General features: G+C 59.5%; 17 protein-coding genes. 10 read left to right on the top strand and 7 right to left on the bottom strand.

Annotated features, from left to right (window positions below; genetic code table 11):
• Window positions 1-109: 109 nt before the first annotated feature.
• The 3 genes from lpdA to yacL all read left to right on the top strand — a co-directional run bounded on the left by lpdA (window position 110) and on the right by yacL (window position 5,147).
• Window positions 110-1,534 carry a dihydrolipoyl dehydrogenase gene (gene lpdA / locus AC2CGQ_RS14455; RefSeq protein ID WP_004937500.1) on the top strand — a complete coding sequence of 475 codons (1,425 nt, stop codon included), beginning with the start codon at window positions 110-112 and terminating at the stop codon, window positions 1,532-1,534.
• 513 nt (window positions 1,535-2,047) lie between these two features.
• A complete protein-coding gene (gene acnB / locus AC2CGQ_RS14450) occupies window positions 2,048-4,645 on the top strand; it encodes a bifunctional aconitate hydratase 2/2-methylisocitrate dehydratase (protein WP_004937504.1) in 2,598 nt (865 codons plus the stop codon).
• Between the two features lie 139 nt (window positions 4,646-4,784).
• Window positions 4,785-5,147 carry a protein YacL gene (gene yacL, locus AC2CGQ_RS14445; RefSeq protein WP_048325353.1) on the top strand — a complete coding sequence of 121 codons (363 nt, stop codon included), beginning with the start codon at window positions 4,785-4,787 and terminating at the stop codon, window positions 5,145-5,147.
• A gap of 32 nt (window positions 5,148-5,179) precedes the next feature.
• On the opposite strand, the gene speD is transcribed toward yacL, so the two are convergent.
• From speD to AC2CGQ_RS14430, 3 genes are all read right to left on the bottom strand, one after another.
• Complete coding sequence (gene speD, locus AC2CGQ_RS14440; protein WP_033632106.1) at window positions 5,180-5,974, bottom strand: adenosylmethionine decarboxylase; 795 nt, start codon at window positions 5,972-5,974, stop codon at window positions 5,180-5,182.
• A 27-nt stretch (window positions 5,975-6,001) separates the two neighbouring features.
• Window positions 6,002-6,865 carry a polyamine aminopropyltransferase gene (gene speE, locus AC2CGQ_RS14435; protein ID WP_415422312.1) on the bottom strand — a complete coding sequence of 288 codons (864 nt, stop codon included), beginning with the start codon at window positions 6,863-6,865 and terminating at the stop codon, window positions 6,002-6,004.
• A 125-nt stretch (window positions 6,866-6,990) separates the two neighbouring features.
• A complete protein-coding gene (locus AC2CGQ_RS14430) occupies window positions 6,991-7,338 on the bottom strand; it encodes a YacC family pilotin-like protein (RefSeq protein ID WP_004937515.1) in 348 nt (115 codons plus the stop codon).
• 217 nt (window positions 7,339-7,555) lie between these two features.
• On the opposite strand from AC2CGQ_RS14430, the gene cueO reads away from it, so the two are divergent.
• Together cueO and hpt are read left to right on the top strand one after the other, a co-directional pair.
• Complete coding sequence (cueO, locus tag AC2CGQ_RS14425) at window positions 7,556-9,223, top strand: multicopper oxidase CueO (protein ID WP_484593736.1); 1,668 nt, start codon at window positions 7,556-7,558, stop codon at window positions 9,221-9,223.
• A 98-nt stretch (window positions 9,224-9,321) separates the two neighbouring features.
• Window positions 9,322-9,858 (top strand): hypoxanthine phosphoribosyltransferase, encoded by a 537-nt coding sequence (hpt, locus tag AC2CGQ_RS14420; RefSeq protein WP_048234659.1) that lies wholly within the window; start codon window positions 9,322-9,324, stop codon window positions 9,856-9,858.
• Between the two features lie 38 nt (window positions 9,859-9,896).
• Here the strand turns inward: hpt and can are convergent, their stop codons facing one another.
• Window positions 9,897-10,553, bottom strand: a complete 657-nt coding sequence (gene can, locus AC2CGQ_RS14415) for a carbonate dehydratase (RefSeq protein ID WP_016930066.1) — start codon at window positions 10,551-10,553, stop codon at window positions 9,897-9,899.
• Window positions 10,554-10,763: 210 nt separating this feature from the next.
• Here can and AC2CGQ_RS14410 point away from each other — a divergent pair, with 210 nt between their 5' ends.
• The 3 genes from AC2CGQ_RS14410 (at window position 10,764) to AC2CGQ_RS14400 (ending at window position 13,912) form a co-directional block, all read left to right on the top strand.
• A complete protein-coding gene (locus tag AC2CGQ_RS14410) occupies window positions 10,764-11,687 on the top strand; it encodes an ABC transporter ATP-binding protein (RefSeq protein ID WP_015379030.1) in 924 nt (307 codons plus the stop codon).
• The gene (locus AC2CGQ_RS14405; protein ID WP_004937535.1) at window positions 11,684-12,454 is read left to right on the top strand and encodes an ABC transporter permease; all 771 of its coding nucleotides are present in this window, start codon (window positions 11,684-11,686) and stop codon (window positions 12,452-12,454) included. Before AC2CGQ_RS14410 ends, AC2CGQ_RS14405 begins: the two co-directional genes overlap by 4 nt.
• Window positions 12,455-12,631: 177 nt before the next feature.
• The gene (locus AC2CGQ_RS14400) at window positions 12,632-13,912 is read left to right on the top strand and encodes a polysaccharide deacetylase family protein (RefSeq protein WP_015379029.1); all 1,281 of its coding nucleotides are present in this window, start codon (window positions 12,632-12,634) and stop codon (window positions 13,910-13,912) included.
• A gap of 34 nt (window positions 13,913-13,946) precedes the next feature.
• On the opposite strand, the gene panD is transcribed toward AC2CGQ_RS14400, so the two are convergent.
• The 3 genes from panD to panB all read right to left on the bottom strand — a co-directional run bounded on the left by panD (window position 13,947) and on the right by panB (window position 16,145).
• Window positions 13,947-14,327, bottom strand: coding sequence for an aspartate 1-decarboxylase (gene panD / locus AC2CGQ_RS14395; protein ID WP_004937544.1), 381 nt, complete (start codon window positions 14,325-14,327; stop codon window positions 13,947-13,949).
• A gap of 145 nt (window positions 14,328-14,472) precedes the next feature.
• Window positions 14,473-15,327 carry a pantoate--beta-alanine ligase gene (gene panC / locus AC2CGQ_RS14390; RefSeq protein ID WP_015379028.1) on the bottom strand — a complete coding sequence of 285 codons (855 nt, stop codon included), beginning with the start codon at window positions 15,325-15,327 and terminating at the stop codon, window positions 14,473-14,475.
• Window positions 15,328-15,350: 23 nt separating this feature from the next.
• Window positions 15,351-16,145, bottom strand: coding sequence for a 3-methyl-2-oxobutanoate hydroxymethyltransferase (panB, locus tag AC2CGQ_RS14385; RefSeq protein WP_004937548.1), 795 nt, complete (start codon window positions 16,143-16,145; stop codon window positions 15,351-15,353).
• A gap of 166 nt (window positions 16,146-16,311) precedes the next feature.
• Here panB and qseB point away from each other — a divergent pair, with 166 nt between their 5' ends.
• Together qseB and qseC are read left to right on the top strand one after the other, a co-directional pair.
• Complete coding sequence (qseB, locus tag AC2CGQ_RS14380) at window positions 16,312-16,974, top strand: quorum sensing response regulator transcription factor QseB (protein WP_004937550.1); 663 nt, start codon at window positions 16,312-16,314, stop codon at window positions 16,972-16,974.
• Window positions 16,971-18,329, top strand: a complete 1,359-nt coding sequence (gene qseC, locus AC2CGQ_RS14375) for a quorum sensing histidine kinase QseC (protein WP_484593735.1) — start codon at window positions 16,971-16,973, stop codon at window positions 18,327-18,329. Before qseB ends, qseC begins: the two co-directional genes overlap by 4 nt.
• Window positions 18,330-18,333: the final 4 nt, after the last annotated feature.

Here is an 18,333-nt window from a genome sequence, read left to right as displayed (position 1 = left end):
TCTGTAAACTGCTCGCGGTGTAAGCGTCCCGGTGGATGAAGGGCGTTATGAGATCGATTAGCAATAAAAATGACGTCTGACCCGCCGGACAATCAATTAAGAGGTCATGATGAGTACTGAAATTAAAACTCAGGTCGTGGTACTTGGGGCGGGCCCGGCAGGTTACTCTGCAGCCTTTCGTTGCGCTGACTTAGGTCTTGAAACCGTTCTGGTTGAACGTTATTCCACTCTGGGCGGGGTTTGCCTGAACGTGGGATGTATCCCTTCCAAAGCACTGCTGCACGTTGCCAAAGTGATCGAAGAAGCCAAAGCGCTGGCCGAACACGGCATCGTTTTCGGCGAGCCGAAAACCGACATCGACAAAGTGCGCGTCTGGAAAGAAAAAGTCATCACTCAGCTGACCGGCGGTCTGGCTGGCATGGCCAAAGGCCGTAAAGTGAAAGTGGTCAACGGCCTGGGCAAGTTCACCGGCGCTAACACCCTGGTTGTGGAAGGCGAAAACGGCCCAACCACCATCAACTTCGACAACGCCATCATCGCCGCAGGTTCTCGTCCGATCCAACTGCCATTCATTCCTCATGAAGATCCACGCGTGTGGGATTCTACCGATGCGCTGGAACTGAAAACCGTCCCAGAGCGTCTGCTGGTTATGGGCGGCGGCATCATCGGCCTGGAAATGGGCACCGTATACCATGCGCTGGGTTCACAGATCGACGTCGTTGAAATGTTCGATCAGGTTATCCCGGCGGCAGATAAAGACGTGGTGAAAGTCTTCACCAAACGTATCAGCAAGCAGTTCAACCTGATGCTGGAAACCAAAGTGACCGCGGTAGAAGCCAAAGAAGACGGCATCTACGTCACGATGGAAGGTAAAAAAGCGCCGGCAGAACCACAGCGTTACGACGCGGTGCTGGTGGCGATCGGCCGCGTGCCGAACGGCAAACTGCTGGACGCCGGCAAAGCCGGTGTTGAAGTTGACGAGCGTGGCTTCATCAACGTCGACAAACAGCTGCGCACCAACGTGCCGCACATCTTCGCCATCGGCGACATCGTCGGTCAGCCGATGCTGGCGCACAAAGGCGTGCACGAAGGCCACGTCGCCGCAGAAGTTATCGCCGGCATGAAGCACTACTTCGACCCGAAAGTGATCCCATCCATCGCTTACACCGAGCCGGAAGTGGCGTGGGTGGGTCTGACCGAGAAAGAAGCGAAAGAGAAAGGCATCAGCTACGAAACCTCCACCTTCCCGTGGGCGGCTTCCGGCCGTGCGATCGCTTCCGATTGTGCAGACGGCATGACCAAACTGATCTTCGACAAAGAAACTCACCGCATCATCGGTGGCGCGATTGTCGGCACCAACGGCGGCGAGCTGCTGGGTGAAATCGGTCTGGCTATCGAGATGGGCTGCGACGCGGAAGACATCGCGCTGACCATCCACGCTCACCCGACCCTGCACGAATCCGTGGGCCTGGCGGCGGAAATCTACGAAGGCAGCATCACCGATCTGCCTAACCCGAAAGCCAAGAAGAAGTAATTCTGCTGGTTTGACCGGTCATCAAGCGGCTCCTGAAAAGGGGCCGTTTTTTTTGCTCAGATGCAGAACGCGGTTTTTTGTGGCCGCTGCGCCAAATTCCGATCCTTATGCTTATGTCCACTCTAATTATATGGATATAATGTCCTGCTAGTCCGGCAGCCGATTACGCTGCGCTCAACGATTCAGCAAAGATTTAATGTTGCTTTTATGTGAACGAATTAACAACCGTTTCAAATCCTGATATGCTGGCTGAGCGGAACCGGGCACTGTACCTTACAGTCCAGGACATCGACAGCAGTGCCCCGTCAGGATAGATGGCATCAATATCGCCGTGCGCTCTACCCATCAGTCTTTCATGCTGTAACGCTGTTTGACCGCGCTTGTTTGCCCCAATCACCGTTTCGGGGCCTTTACGGGCCGATCGCCTAGCCACAGAGTGAAACCCAAAGGGTATAAACCCGGTTTGCATATACGCCAGGCACAATAAATGACAATGAGAGCGAGGAGAACGTCGTGCTAGAAGAATACCGTAAGCACGTAGCCGAGCGTGCTGCTGAGGGCATCGCCCCTAAGCCGCTAGACGCCACCCAAATGGCCGCGCTGGTCGAACTACTGAAGAATCCGCCAAAAGGCGAAGAAGAATTCCTGTTAGACCTGCTGATTAACCGTGTTCCACCGGGCGTCGACGAAGCCGCCTACGTCAAAGCAGGTTTCCTGGCGGCCATCGCCAAAGGTGAAGCGACATCCCCCCTGGTTACCCCCGAGAAAGCGATTGAACTGTTAGGCACCATGCAGGGCGGCTATAACATTCATCCGCTGATCGAAGCGCTGGACAACGAGAAGCTGGCGCCGATCGCCGCCAAAGCGCTGTCCCACACGCTGCTGATGTTCGACAACTTCTACGACGTGGAAGAGAAGGCCAAGGCCGGTAACCCGCACGCCAAACAGATCATGCAGTCCTGGGCCGACGCCGAATGGTACCTGTCGCGCCCGGAGCTGGCGGAAAAGATCACCGTCACCGTGTTCAAAGTCACCGGCGAAACCAACACCGACGACCTGTCTCCGGCGCCGGACGCCTGGTCGCGCCCGGACATCCCGCTGCACGCGCTGGCGATGCTGAAAAACGAACGTGAAGGCATCGTGCCGGATCAGCCTGGCAGCGTCGGCCCGATCAAACAGATCGAGCTGCTGAACAAGAAAGGCTTCCCGCTGGCCTACGTCGGCGACGTGGTCGGCACCGGTTCCTCCCGTAAATCCGCCACCAACTCGGTGCTGTGGTTCATGGGCGACGACATCCCGCACGTGCCGAACAAGCGCGGCGGCGGCGTGGTGCTGGGCGGCAAGATTGCGCCTATCTTCTTCAACACCATGGAAGATGCCGGCGCCTTGCCGATCGAAGTGGACGTGTCCGAGCTGAACATGGGCGACGTGATCGACGTTTACCCGTACAAAGGTGAAGTGCGCAACCACGAGACCGGCGCGCTGATCGCCAACTTCGAGCTGAAAACCGACGTGCTGCTGGATGAAGTGCGCGCCGGCGGCCGTATCCCGCTGATCATCGGCCGCGGCCTGACCACCAAGGCGCGCGAAGCGCTGGGCCTGCCGCACAGCGACGTGTTCCGCATCGCCAAACCGGTTGCCGCCAGCAGCAAAGGCTTCTCGCTGGCGCAGAAAATGGTCGGCCGCGCCTGCGGCGTCGCCGGCATTCGCCCTGGCGAATACTGCGAACCGAAGATGACCTCCGTCGGCTCTCAGGACACCACCGGCCCGATGACCCGCGATGAGCTGAAAGACCTGGCCTGCCTCGGCTTCTCCGCCGATCTGGTCATGCAGTCGTTCTGCCACACCGCTGCGTACCCGAAACCGGTCGACGTGACCACGCACCACACGCTGCCTGATTTCATCATGAACCGCGGCGGCGTCTCGCTGCGCCCGGGCGACGGCGTGATCCACTCCTGGCTGAACCGCATGCTGCTGCCTGACACCGTCGGCACCGGCGGCGATTCCCACACCCGCTTCCCGATCGGCATCTCCTTCCCGGCCGGTTCCGGCCTGGTGGCGTTTGCCGCCGCGACCGGCGTGATGCCGCTGGATATGCCTGAGTCGGTGCTGGTGCGCTTCAAAGGCAAAATGCAGCCGGGCATCACCCTGCGCGATTTGGTGCACGCCATCCCTTACTACGCGATCCAGCAAGGTCTGCTGACCGTCGAGAAGAAGGGCAAGAAAAACATCTTCTCCGGCCGCATTCTGGAGATCGAAGGCCTGCCGGATCTGAAGGTCGAGCAGGCGTTTGAGCTGACCGATGCGTCCGCCGAACGTTCCGCCGCCGGTTGTACCATCAAGCTGGACAAGGCGCCGATCGAAGAGTACCTGAACTCCAACATCGTGCTGCTGAAGTGGATGATTTCCGAAGGCTACGGCGATCGCCGTACGCTGGAGCGCCGTATTCAGGGCATGGAAAAATGGCTGGCGGATCCGCAACTGCTGGAAGGCGATGCGGATGCGGAATACGCAGCGGTGATCGACATCGATCTGAACGAGATCAAAGAGCCGATCCTGTGCGCGCCGAACGATCCTGACGACGCGCGCCTGCTGTCCGACGTGGCCAACAGCAAGATCGATGAAGTGTTCATCGGCTCTTGCATGACCAACATCGGCCACTTCCGCGCGGCCGGCAAGCTGCTGGATCAGCACAAGGGCCAGTTGCCGACCCGTCTGTGGGTGGCGCCGCCAACCAAGATGGATGCGGCTCAGCTGACCGAAGAAGGCTACTACAGCGTCTTCGGCAAGAGCGGCGCGCGTATCGAGATCCCGGGCTGCTCGCTGTGCATGGGCAACCAGGCGCGCGTGGCGGACGGCGCGACGGTGGTTTCCACCTCGACCCGTAACTTCCCGAACCGTCTGGGCACCGGCGCTAACGTCTATCTGGCGTCTGCTGAACTGGCCGCGGTAGCGTCCCTGCTGGGCCGCCTGCCGACGCCGGACGAGTACCAGACCTATATGGCGCAGGTCGACAAGACGGCGGCGGATACCTACCGCTACCTGAACTTTGACCAGCTAGGGCAGTACACCGAAAAAGCCGACGGCGTGATCTTCCAAACCGCCGTGTAAGCCGCTATATTGCGCAACTGTTTAACGGGAGGCTTTGGCCTCCCGTTTTATTTTGCTCAGTTGCCAACTTTGCGAGCGCTCACTGAGTTAGTCAGCCATTTATGTTTACACTAAGAAAAAGGGCTCAGGAGGGCATGCTATGGATTACGAATTTCTGCGTGACGTCACCGGTCAGGTGCTCGTCAGATTTTCGATGGGGCATGAGGCGATTGGCCACTGGATCAACGAAGAAGTCAAAGGCGATTTCAACCTGCTCGACCGCATTGAAGCCGGCGCGGCCGAGGTCAAAGGCAGCGAGCGTCAATGGCAGCTGGAAGGCCATGAATATACGCTGCTGATGGATGGTGAAGAAGTGATGATCCGCGCCAATCAGCTGGAGTTCGAGGGCGATGAAATGGAAGAGGGGATGAACTATTACGACGAAGAAAGCCTCTCATTCTGCGGCGTTGAGGACTTCCTGCGGGTGTTGAAAGCCTATCGTTCTTTCATGCTGAAGTACTAAGCATCAGGGCGCGGCGTGCCGCGCCCTTTCCATCACAGATGCGGAATATTGCGGCCGTAATAGATTTCCTGCATCTCTTTCCATAACAGATCGGTGATCTGCTTGCGCTCGGCGGCGCTCAACGCCTCCGGTTGCGCGTTAAACAGGTAGTGCTTCAGATCGAAATCCTTCAGCAACATCTTGGTATGGAAGATATTTTCCTGGTAAACGTTCACGTCCATCATGTGGTACAGCGCCTTGATGTCTTCCGACATAAAGTTCTGGATCGAATTGATCTCATGATCGATGTAATGTTTCACGCCGTTCACGTCGCGGGTAAAACCACGCACGCGATAGTCCATGGTGACGATGTCGGATTCCAGCTGGTGAATTAAATAGTTCAGCGCCTTGAGGGGCGAAATGACGCCGCAGGTCGAAACCTCGATATCGGCGCGGAAGGTGCACAGCCCGCCTTCCGGATGGCTTTCCGGGTAGGTGTGCACGCAGATATGGCTTTTGTCCAGGTGCGCGACGACCGTATTCGGCAGCGGACCGGGGTGTTCCGACGTATCGACGTCTTTCGGATCGATCGGCTCTTCGCTGACCAGGATGGTGACGCTGGCGCCCTGCGGCTCGTAGTCCTGACGCGCGATGTTCAGAATATTGGCGCCGATGATCGAGCAGGTTTCGCTCAGGATCTCGGTTAACCGGTTGGCGTTATATTGTTCGTCTATGTAGGCGATATAGCCATCGCGATCGTCCGCGGTTTTGGCGTAACAAATATCGTAAATACAAAAACTCAGGCTCTTGGTCAGGTTGTTGAAGCCGTGCAGTTTTAGCTTATGCAATTTGGGCCACCTCCTTTATCTTCTCGCTTAACGTGTTACGTTCAGGGCATTGAGCAAATATTGCGGCAGGGCAAAGCTGCCGACGTGAATTGCCGGGTTGTAATAACGGCAGTGTAGGCCGCTTTGGTTAAAGCGCTGTTGCAGGGCAGGCAGATCGCGCTGGCGCAGCGCCGGGTTCTGGCTCGCCCAGGCGAAGGTCATGATGCCGCCGTAATAGGTCGGGATCGCCGCCTGATAGAAGCTGACGTCGGTAAAGTAGCGGCTCAGTTTGGCGTGGCTGTTGACCGCCTCGTCCTGCTGCAGGAAACAGACGCCGTTCTGCGCGACGAAAATGCCGCCCTCATTCAGGCAGCGGGCGCAGCCTTCATAAAACGCCGAGGTGAACAGGCTTTCGCCGGGGCCGATCGGATCGGTGCAGTCGGAGATGATCACATCGAACGTTTCGTCGGTTTGATTCACGAAGTTGACGCCGTCGTCGATCACCAGCTTGAAGCGCGGATCGTCATAGGCTCCGGCGCTGTGGTTGGGCAGGTACTGGCGGCAGAACTCGACGACGCCGGCGTCGATCTCGACCATGGTGATCTGCTCCACGCCAGGGTGCCGGCTGACTTCACGCAGCATACCGCCGTCGCCGCCGCCGATAATCAGCACTTTCTTCGCCCGTCCGTGCGCCAGCAACGGCACGTGGGTCAGCATTTCGTGATAGATGAACTCGTCACGCTCGGTGGTTTGCACCACGCCGTCGAGCGCCATCACGCGCCCCAGCTCCGGGTTCTCGAAGATCACCAGATCCTGATGATCGGTCTTCTCGCGGTACAGCACCTTCTCTACCGAGAAGTACTGGCCGAAGCCCGTATGCAGCGTTTCGTACCAAATTTCTTTCTGGGTCATGTGCGGGAAACTCCGTAATAACAGCCATGAAAAATCGGCGCAACATCATAGCTAACTCTGCCTGGCGATGCACGGTTGAATTTCAGACAGAGAGAGCGTTAAGCGGATGGGAGAAGGGGAAAGAATTAATTGGCGTAGGCCAGCAGGCTCAACGAGTCACGCGCCAGCGATTTGCACTTCTTGGGCGTTGGAATGGCGATGCCGCTGAGATCGCGATAGCTGTCTTCGCCCAGCGCCTTCATATTGAAACTGTTGTAGTTGCTCAAATCCCAGCGGTTTTGTTGCGCGAAATAGACAATGGCGCGTTTGATTTGCGCGTTTGGCAAATCGTTGTAGCCGCAATCATTTTTCAAATAAATAAATACCGCCGTAAGATCGGCCAGATCTTCCGCCTCGGATTCATTCAGCGCCAGACTGGCGTTGGAGAAGCCCAGCATCGCCAGCAACAGCATCGATAACGTTGTTTTTTTCATCATGAAATAGGCCTGTTTGTCGTCTGCTGACGTTACCACACTTGTCTGTAAAGGCACCAAATTTTATTGCCGGCGGGCCGGCGTCGCGCTTGCCAGTCACACTCTCTTGATTGTGAGGCATAGCTTAAAATACCGCCAGGAAAGGCTTGACCTTCCGCCAGGGGGAAGGTTTAGGCTGGCGGCATTGAGTTATGTCACTGAGAAAAGGGAGTCAGCGATGTTACGCCGTGATTTTATTAAATTAACCGCCGCGCTGGGCGCGGCGAGCGCATTGCCGTTATGGAGCCGAGCCGCCTGGGCGGCCGATAGGCCGGCCCTGCCGGTACCGCCGCTGTTGATGCCGGACGCGCAGGGAAAGATTGCGCTGGCGCTGCAGGCGGGGGAAACCCGCTGGTTGCCCGGCGCCGCGACCAAAACCTGGGGATTCAACGGCGCGCTGCTCGGGCCGGCGGTGAAGCTGCAGCGTGGCCAACCGGTGACGGTCGATATCAAAAACCGCCTGGCGGAGGCCAGTACCGTCCACTGGCACGGCCTGGAAATTCCCGGCGACGTCGATGGCGGCCCGCAGGCGCTGATCCATCCCGGCGCGACGCGCACGGTGAATTTCACCGTTGATCAACCGGCGGCCACCTGCTGGTTCCACCCGCATACACACGGTAAAACCGGCAGCCAGGTGATGATGGGGCTGGCGGGGCTGGTGCTGCTGGAAGACGACGAAAGCGCCAAACTGCCGCTGCCGAAAACCTGGGGGCAGGATGATATTCCGGTGATCCTGCAGGATAAGCGGCTGGGCAAAGACGCGCAGATCGAATACCGCCTGGACGTGATGAGCGCGGCGGTGGGCTGGTTTGGCGATCGCATGTTCACCAACGGCGCGCAGTATCCTCAACATCTGGCGCCGCGCGGCTGGCTGCGTCTGCGTTTCCTCAACGGTTGTAACGCCCGCTCGCTGAATCTGGCGGCCAGTGACAACCGTCCGCTGTACGTCATCGCCAGCGACGGCGGTTTCCTGGCGGAGCCGGTGAAGCTGACCGAGCTGCCGATGCTGATGGGCGAGCGTTTTGAAGTGCTGGTCGATGCCTCCGACGGGAAAGCATTCGATATCGTGACGTTGCCGGTGAAACAGATGGGCATGACGCTGGCGCCGTTCGATCAACTGCTGCCGGTGCTGCGCATTCAGCCCTCGCTGGCGCAGGGCATTAAAGCCATGCCGGATAGCCTGGTGAAGCTGCCGACATTGCCTGCCACCGCCGGCATCCAGGAGCGTTGGCTGCAGCTGATGATGGATCCGCAGCTGGATATGCTCGGCATGCAGGCGCTGATGGATCGTTATGGCCACCAGGCGATGGCCGGCATGAGCATGAATCATGGCGCGATGGGCGGTGGCGACATGAAAGGCATGGACCACGGTAACATGAAAGGCATGGAAAAGGGCGGCATGCAGGGCATGGATCACGGCAACATGAAAGGCATGGATCATGGCAAGATGGCCGGGATGGATCACGGCGGCGCGCAGGGCAAAGCCAAACCGTTCGACTTCAGCCACGGCAACATGATCAACGGCAAGGCCTTCGACATGACCAAGCCGATGTTCGCCGCCAAACGGGGCCAGTATGAGAAATGGACCATTTCCGGCGAGGGCGACATGATGTTGCACCCGTTCCACATTCACGGCACCCAGTTCCGTATCTTGTCGGAAAACGGCAAACCGCCGGCGGCGCATCGCAGCGGCTGGAAGGACACGGTGCGCGTCGAAGGGTGGCGCAGCGAAGTGCTGGTGCGCTTCGATCATCCGGCAAGCAGCGAACATGCGTATATGGCCCACTGCCACCTGTTGGAACACGAAGATACCGGCATGATGATGGGCTTTACCGTCGACGAATGATCGCGGCCCGGCGCTCATGTGGCGGCGCGCTCGCGTCGCCACCGGCGAAAGGCTATGCTAAACTCCGCACCTTTCTTCCGGCAACTGACCTGAATACTATGAAACACACTGTAGACGTAATGATTTCCGAGCAGGAAGTTAAGACCCGTATCGCCGAACTTGGCCGCCAGATCACCGAACATTACCGCGACAGCGGCAGTGACATGGTGCTGGTCGGGCTGCTGCGCGGCTCCTTCATGTTCATGGCCGATCTGTGCCGCGCGATTGACGTGCCGCACGAAGTCGACTTCATGACGGCTTCCAGCTACGGCAGCGGCATGTCCACCACTCGCGACGTGAAGATCCTCAAGGATCTGGACGAAGACATTCGCGGCAAAGACGTGCTGATCGTGGAAGACATCATCGATTCTGGCAACACGCTGAACAAAGTGCGCGAGATTTTGGCGCTGCGTGGGCCGAAGTCGCTGGCGATTTGCACCTTGCTGGACAAGCCTGAGCGCCGTGAAGTGCAGGTGCCGGTCGAATACGTCGGCTTCTCGATCCCGGATGAGTTCGTGGTGGGGTATGGCATCGACTACGCCCAGCGCTACCGTCACCTGCCGTACGTCGGCAAAGTGGTGCTGCTGGACGAGTAATTGGATGTGGGGCGCGGCAAGCCGCGCCCGCGGCGGGGTTATACGCCTTTATCCTGCTTCAGTTTGGCTATCGCTTTGCGGTAGCCCATCTCCAGGCTCTCGCGGCTGGTCGCCAGCACTTCCATATCGCGCAGGCGGCCGTCCTGAATGCCGTACACCCAACCGTGGATCATCACCTTCTGGCCGCGCTTCCAGGCCGATTGCATGATGGTGGAGTGGCCCAGGTTGTACACCTGTTCAATGACGTTGATCTCGCACAGCATGTCGAAACGCTGTTCCGGCGGCAGCTCGCCCAGCAGCGAGCTGTGCTTGTACCACAGATCGCGAATGTGCAGCAGCCAGTTGTCGATCAAACCCAGCTCCGGGTTTTCCACCGCCGCCTGCACGCCGCCGCAGCCCAGGTGGCCGCAGATGATGATGTGTTCGACTTCCAGCACATCTACCGCATACTGCACCACCGACAGGCAGTTAAGATCGGTGTGGATAACGAGGTTCGCCACGTTGCGATGGACGAACAGTTCACCCGGCTCGAGGCCGGTCAGGCGTTCTGCGGGAACGCGGCTGTCAGAGCAACCAATCCATAAGAAGCGGGGCTTTTGCGCCTGGGCTAAACGTTCAAAAAATTCCGGGTCTTCCTGACTGATATTGGCCGACCAGGCCTGGTTGTTGGCGATAAGCTCTTCGATTTCTTTCATGAAGGTGATTGACCCGTAACGGACAGATTGCGTTGGGGTAATATAGGGTAAGCGTCACAATTTGGAAATCGGAACAGTGGTGCAGCCTCATTTAGCGCACGGATTCGACGCAGTGAAAACGCCGTCGATGCTAGGATTATTGTTAGTGTTTCAAGCCTCGCAAACAGGGGCGCGGCGGCATACTCATCGTTATAAGGTACTATTTTACATATGAATTATGCACTGGAATTAGCGCAGCTGACCAAGACTTACGCCGGTGGCGTCAAGGCGCTGCGCGGCATCGACCTGAGCGTCGAAGCGGGGGACTTTTATGCCCTGCTGGGGCCAAACGGCGCCGGAAAGTCCACCACCATCGGCATCATCAGCTCGCTGGTGAACAAAACCGCCGGCAGCGTGCGGGTGTTCGGTTACGACATCGATAAAGACATCGTCAACGCCAAGCGCCAGCTCGGCCTGGTGCCGCAGGAGTTCAACTTCAATCCGTTTGAGACCGTGTTGCAGATCGTGGTGAATCAGGCGGGTTACTACGGCGTCACGCGGCGTGAAGCGATGGCGCGCGCCGAAAAATACCTCAATCAGCTGGATCTGTGGGGCAAGCGCAACGAGCGCGCCCGCATGCTGTCCGGCGGCATGAAGCGCCGCCTGATGATCGCCCGCGCGCTGATGCATCAGCCGAAGCTGCTGATCCTCGATGAGCCGACCGCCGGGGTGGATATTGAGCTGCGTCGCTCGATGTGGGGCTTCCTGAAAGAGCTGAACGCCCAGGGCACCACCATTATCCTCACCACCCACTATCTGGAAGAGGCGGAAATGCTGTGCCGCAACATCGGCATCATCCAGAACGGGGAACTGGTGGAAAACACCTCGATGAAGGGGCTACTGGCCAAGCTGAAGTCGGAAACCTTCATCCTCGATCTGGCGGCGAAGAGCCCGCTGCCGAAGCTGGACGGTTACCACAGCCGCCTGACGGATACCTCGACGCTGGAAGTGGAGGTGATGCGCGAGCAGGGGCTGAACGGCCTGTTCGCCCAGCTGAGCGCGCAGGGCGTGCAGGTGCTGAGCATGCGCAATAAGGCGAACCGCCTGGAAGAGCTGTTTGTCACCCTGGTTAACGGCAATGGAGAGAAAGCATGACGCGTTTGTATTGGGTGGCCTTACAGAGCATCTGGGCCAAAGAGGTAAACCGGTTCGCGCGCATCTGGATCCAGACCCTGGTGCCGCCGGTGATCACCATGACGCTGTACTTCATCATCTTCGGTAACCTGATCGGCTCGCGCATTGGCGATATGCACGGCTTCAGCTACATGCAGTTCATCGTGCCCGGCCTTATCATGATGGCGGTGATCACCAACTCCTATGCCAACGTCGCCTCGTCGTTCTTCAGCGCCAAGTTTCAGCGCAACATTGAGGAACTGCTGGTGGCGCCGGTGCCGACCCACGTGGTGATCGCCGGCTATGTCGGCGGCGGCGTGGCGCGCGGCATCTGCGTCGGCGTACTGGTGACCATCATCTCACTGTTCTTCGTGCCGCTGCAGGTGCACGCCTGGTGGGTGATTGCGCTGACGCTGCTGCTGACGGCGATCCTGTTCTCGCTGGCGGGGCTGATCAATGCGGTGTTCGCCACCACTTTCGACGACATCAGCCTGATCCCGACCTTCGTGCTGACGCCGCTGACTTACCTGGGCGGGGTGTTCTACTCGCTGTCGCTGCTGCCACCATTCTGGCAGGCGGTGTCCAAGCTGAACCCCATCGTTTATATGATCAGCGGCTTCCGCTACGGTTTCCTCGGCATCAACGACGTGCCGCTGGCGTTCACCATGGCGGTGTTGGTGGCGTTTATCGCGGTGTTTTACCTGCTGTCCTGGTACCTGATCGAGCGTGGCCGCGGCCTGCGCAGCTGATCGTATCGCGCCCTCGCTTTCCCGGCGGGGGCGTTTTTCTTGATTTGGCGCAGGCGGCGCGTAAATCAATAGAATTGCTCAAATAACCGCTAGTTCCCCGTTGTTCAAATCGTGCTATGCTGGCGCTCCACATTTCCTCCACTTTTGTCATTACGCACTCGTAAGCAGAACATCATCATGCGGTCTCAATACACGTTAACGGCTGGGTTGCTCGGCATTCTGATGTCGTTGGTTTCCCCTGTGAGCCTGGCTAGTCTGCTGTCGGAAGACAGCGCGGTTAAATCTGAATACATGGAAGCGCAGCGCGATAGCGAAGTCTATGCGTTGGTGGGCGAGCATGTGATCCCGGTAGGGGAAGTGAAGCGCGGGCAACTGCTCCAAGTCTTCCCGGCGGATGCGGAATACTACGAATTCAAATTCGGGCACGGTACCGGCTTTATCGATAAAGACGACGTGCGTGAATTGAAGAAGTCGCGCAAGGTGCAAGACGATCTGGGCGAGCTGAACAAACCGCTGACCAACCAGAATCTGATCACGCAAAAAACGATCGACGTATACACCGCAGCGGACAAGGACAGCGAGGTATTGGGCACGCTGGAAGGCAACCTGCGCTATCCGATCATCGGCAAGCTGAAGGATCGCCTGAACAACACCTGGTACGAAGTCAACATCGGCGAGCGGCTGGGGTTCATTAATGAGTTGGACTGCGAGATCGATAACGGCATACCGGTGCTGACTTACCACCACCTGCTGAAAAACGAAGAGAACAAACGCTTCCGCCACACCTCGACCACCACTTCAGACGTGGCGTTCAGCAACCAGATGACCTACCTGAAGCAGGCGGGCTACGACACCATTTCGCTGTACCAGCTGGAAGCCTACCTGAAAAATCAGATCAACCTGCCGGGCAAGGCGGTCGTGCTGACCTTCGACGACGGGCTGAAATCGGTGTATCGCTACGCTTACCCGGTATTGAAGGATTACGGTTTCCGCGCCACGGCGTTCATTATCTCTTCGCGCATCAAACGCCATCCGCAGAAATGGAACCCGGACTCGCTGCAGTTTATGAGCGTCTCGGAGCTCAAGCAGATTCAGGACGTGTTCGACGTGCAGTCGCATACCCATTTCCTGCACCGCACCGACGGTAATCGCCAGCCGATTTTGCTGAGCCGTTCGCTGCACAATATCGAGTTTGATTTTGAGCGCTCACGCCGCGCGCTGTCGCAGTTCAATCCGCACGTGCTGTATCTGTCTTACCCGTTCGGCGGCTATAACCAACGGGCGATTCAGGCGGCGCAGGACGCCGGTTTCCATCTGGCGGTGACCACGGTGCAGGGCAAGGTAAAGCCGGGGGATAACCCCTATACGCTAAAACGGCTGTATATTCTGCGCACCGACTCGATCCAGACCATGGCGGATCGGATAGCCAACAAGCCGGGCACGGTGGTGGTGCAATAAGGAAGAACGGGCGCGCAAGGCGCCCGTTTTATTGTCAGGCGACCTGAACCGGCACGGCTTTCGCCTTGCGCTGCAGGTTGTTGTCACCTTCAAAATAGGCGACTTTCGGGTGGTGTTGGCGGGCGTCGGCGTCGGTCATTTGCACATAGGAGCAGATGATCAGTTTGTCGCCTACGCAGGCGCAGCGCGCGGCGGCGCCGTTGACCGAAATGATGCGCGAACCGCGCTCGGCGGCGATGGCGTAGGTGGAGAAGCGCTGGCCGTTATCCACGTTGTAAATATCGATCGCTTCATATTCCAGAATGCCGGCGGCCTCCAGGAAATCCTGGTCGATGGCGCAGGAGCCTTCATAGTGCAAGTCAGCCTGAGTGACTTTGACGCGATGCAGCTTGCCTTGCAGCATAGTACGTATCATAGCTTTACCTAACTGAATATCGGCCTTCACAGGCGCTGGGGTTGAACATCTCTCCTGCATCCCTGCAATCTCTATCGTCACCGATTGCCCCGCCATTGTCTACCTATGGTCAGGGCGGTAGGGTGACGACAGTATAAAAAACGGCTTACAGCGTCAGGTCGACCTGCTGGTTGTCGATAAGACGCGCCTTGCCCAGCCAGGCTGCCATCAGCACCACCGCTCGCTGGCTGTCCACCGTCAGCGGCTGCAGGCTGTCGGCGTCGCGAATAAACAGCTCATCCGGCGTAAAGCCGGCGGCGCGCAGCTGCTCGGCGGTCTGCTCCAGCAGCGCTTCGATCTGGCGCTCGCCATTGGCCAGCTGTTGCGCCAGCGCGTTCATGATCTTGCTCAGCTGCGGCGCTACCTTGCGCTCTTCGGCGGTCAGGTAGCCGTTGCGCGAGCTGAGGGCCAGGCCGTCTTTGGCGCGCACGGTCGGCACGCCGACGATATCGATGTCGTAACCCATGTCCGCCACCATTTTGCGGATCAACGCCAGCTGTTGGTAATCCTTCTCGCCGAAACAGGCCAAATCAGGCTGCACCAGGTTGAACAGCTTGCTGACGATGGTGGAAACGCCGCGGAAGTGGCCCGGCCGGCTGGCGCCTTCCAGGATGGTGGAGATGCCCGGCACGTCGACGTAGGTCTGCTGCTCCAGGCCCTGCGGATAAACCGCGGCCGGGGCCGGCGCGAACACCAGATCGACGCCGCGGCGGGTCAGCTTTTCGCTGTCTTCCTGCAGCGTGCGCGGGTAGCGCGCCAGATCGTCCGGGCGATCGAACTGCATCGGGTTAACGAAGATGCTCACCACCACCACGTCGGCGCGGGCGCGCGCTTCATCGACCAGCGTCATGTGGCCGTCGTGCAGGTTGCCCATGGTCGGCACCAGCGCGATGCGTTTGCCTTCCTGGCGCCAGCGGCGGATCTGCTGACGCAGCATCGGCAGGGTTTCGATAATAATCATTGGGTGACTCCTGGAACCATCGCTTAGTTAAAAGAGTGTTCAGCCGCCGGGTAGAGGCCTTGCTCCACTTCCTGAATGTAGTGCTGCACCGCCGTGCGGATATCGCCGCTCTGCGCCAGGAAGTTCTTGGCGAACTTCGGCGTGTGGCCGCCGGTGATGCCGAAGGCGTCGTGCATCACCAGGATCTGGCCGTCGGTGCCGTTGCCGGCGCCGATGCCGATGACCGGAATGGACAGCGCTTCGGTGATCTGGCGCGCCAACTCGGTCGGCACGCACTCCAGCACCAGCAGCTGAATGCCGGCCAGCTCCAGATTCTGCGCGTCCTGCAACAGCTGTTTGGCGGCCAGTTCGTCGCGCCCTTGTACCTTATAGCCGCCGAACACGTTGACCGACTGCGGCGTCAGGCCCAGGTGGCCGCATACCGGCACCGCGCGCTCGGCGAGCATTTTCACCGTGTCGCACAACCAGCTGCCGCCTTCCAGTTTCACCATGTTGGCGCCGGCGCGCATCAGCTCGGCGGCGTTGGCGAAGGTTTGTTCGGGGGTGGCGTAACTCATGAACGGCAGATCGGCCAGCAGCAGACAGGCCGGCGCGCCGCGGCGCACGGCGCGCGTGTGATAGGCCACGTCGGCGACGGTGACCGGCAGCGTGGAGTCGTGGCCCTGCAGCGTCATGCCCAGCGAATCGCCCACCAACAGGACTTTGATGCCTTGCTCTTCAAACAGTTTGGCAAAGCTGGCATCGTAGGCGGTAAGGGTAGCAAACTTGCGTTGCTCCTGTTTCCACTGGCGCAAGTGGGTCACGGTGGTGGGTTTCATCACAACGTCTCCTGAAACGGGCCGTGCGGCGTACGCAGGCCCAGGCTGCAAAAAAGTGCAGTCATTCTACTGTAACCCGATCGGGGTGGGTAGCGCGGATCGCCATGCTTAAGCGGTTCTTAAGAACCTTGTGGTGCAATGGCGCCAAGACTCAAAAGGGATACTCATGCGAATTCTGTTGATCGAAGATGACAAACTGATCGGGGACGGCATCAAGGCCGGGCTGACCAAACTCGGCTTCAATCTGGACTGGTTCACCGACGGCGCCGTCGGCAAAAATGCGCTGGACAGCGCGCCGTACGACGCGGTGATCCTCGATCTCAGCCTGCCGGGCCTCGACGGCCTGGATCTGCTGCGCCAGTGGCGCCAGGCCGGGCAGGACGTGCCGGTATTGATCCTCACCGCCCGCGATGCGCTGGAGCAGCGGGTCAGCGGGCTGCAAAGCGGCGCCGACGATTATCTGTGCAAGCCGTTCGCGCTGGCCGAAGTGGCGGCGCGCCTGCAGGCGCTGATCCGCCGTCGCCACGGCCAACTGATGCCGCAGCTGACGCACGGCAACGTGGTGTTCGACAGCGCCACCCGCAGCGTGAGCTGCAACGGCGAACCGGTGACGCTGACGCCGCGCGAATTGGCGGTGCTGGAGCTGTTTTTGCACAACAAAGGGCGGGTGCTGGCGCGGCCGTTGATTCAGGAGAAACTGTACAACTGGGACGACGAGGTGAGCAGTAACGCGGTGGAGGTGCATATTCACCACCTGCGGCGCAAGCTGGGCAACGGCTTCATCCGTACCATCCACGGCGTGGGTTACACGCTGGGGGATGCGCCGTGAAGCGTCTCAGCCTGCGGCTGCGTCTGATCCTGATCTTCAGCCTGCTGGCGCTGCTGACCTGGTGCACCGCCAGCGTGGTGGCCTGGGTGATGTCGCGCAACACCATCAACGAAGTGTTCGACACCCAGCAGATGCTGTTCGCCAAACGGCTGGCGACCGCCAACCTCGGCGATCTGTTGGCCGATGAAAGCGCGCGCAGCCTGCCGAAAACCAAGAAGCTGGTGCATCACGGCAAGCGCGGCGAACAGGACGACGACGCGCTGGCGTTCGCCATCTTCGATCGCCAGGGCAAGATGCTGCTCAACGACGGCGAGAACGGTGCCGACTTCCTGTTTGACGGGGAGCGTGAAGGTTTTACCGACGGCGAACGCAAAGGCGATGACGACAGTTGGCGCCTGGTATGGTTGACCAGCCCGGACGGGCGCTACCGCATCGTGGTCGGCCAGGAGTGGGACTACCGGCGCGATATGGCGCTGGGCATGGTGACCGGCCAACTGGTGCCCTGGCTGGCGACGCTGCCGGTGCTGATGCTGCTGATCGCGCTGATGGTCGGGCGCGAGCTGCGGCCGCTGCGCGCGGTGGCGGCCGGTTTGCGCCGGCGCGCGCCCGATGATGCGACGCCGTTGGACGCGCGCCAGGTGCCGACCGAGGTGCGCCCACTGGTGGATGCGCTCAACGCGCTGTTCGCCCGCATCAACGCTTTACTGGTGCGGGAGCGGCGTTTCACCTCCGATGCCGCGCACGAATTGCGCAGCCCGCTGGCGGCATTGCGGGTGCAGACCGAAGTGGTGCAGTTGGCGGGGGACGATGCGCCGATGCGCGAGCATGCGCTGGACAATCTGACGGTCGGCATCGATCGCGCCACCCGGCTGGTGGATCAGCTGCTCACGCTGTCGCGGCTGGATTCGCTGTCGGATCTGGCCGAACTGGCGCCGATCGACTGGAACAATCTGGTGACGATGACCCTAGCGGAACAGGACCGGCAGGCGCATGCGGCGGGCGTGACGCTACGCTATGAACAGCAGGGAACGCCGCCGCCGCGTCAGGGAGAAACCTTGCTGCTGTCGCTGCTGTTGCGCAATCTGCTGGACAACGCGGTGCGCTATACCCCGCAGGGCGGCGTCGTCACCGTGACGTTGAGCGAACGTTCGCTGACGGTGGAGGACGACGGTCCGGGTGTCACCACGGAGCATCTGGCGCGGCTCGGAGAGCGCTTCTATCGCCCGCCGGGGCAGGAACAGACCGGCAGCGGGCTGGGGCTCTCGATCGTACAGCGTATTGCCGGCTTGCATGGTTTACAGATCAGTTTCGCCAATCGCCCGGCGGGGGGATTTGTCGCGCGGTTGGCGCTGTAGGCGG

This window comes from Serratia sp. DFXYC6 (assembly GCF_057196085.1).
Note: the sequence above shows the minus strand (reverse complement) of the source record. Positions and strands in the feature narration are given on the sequence as shown.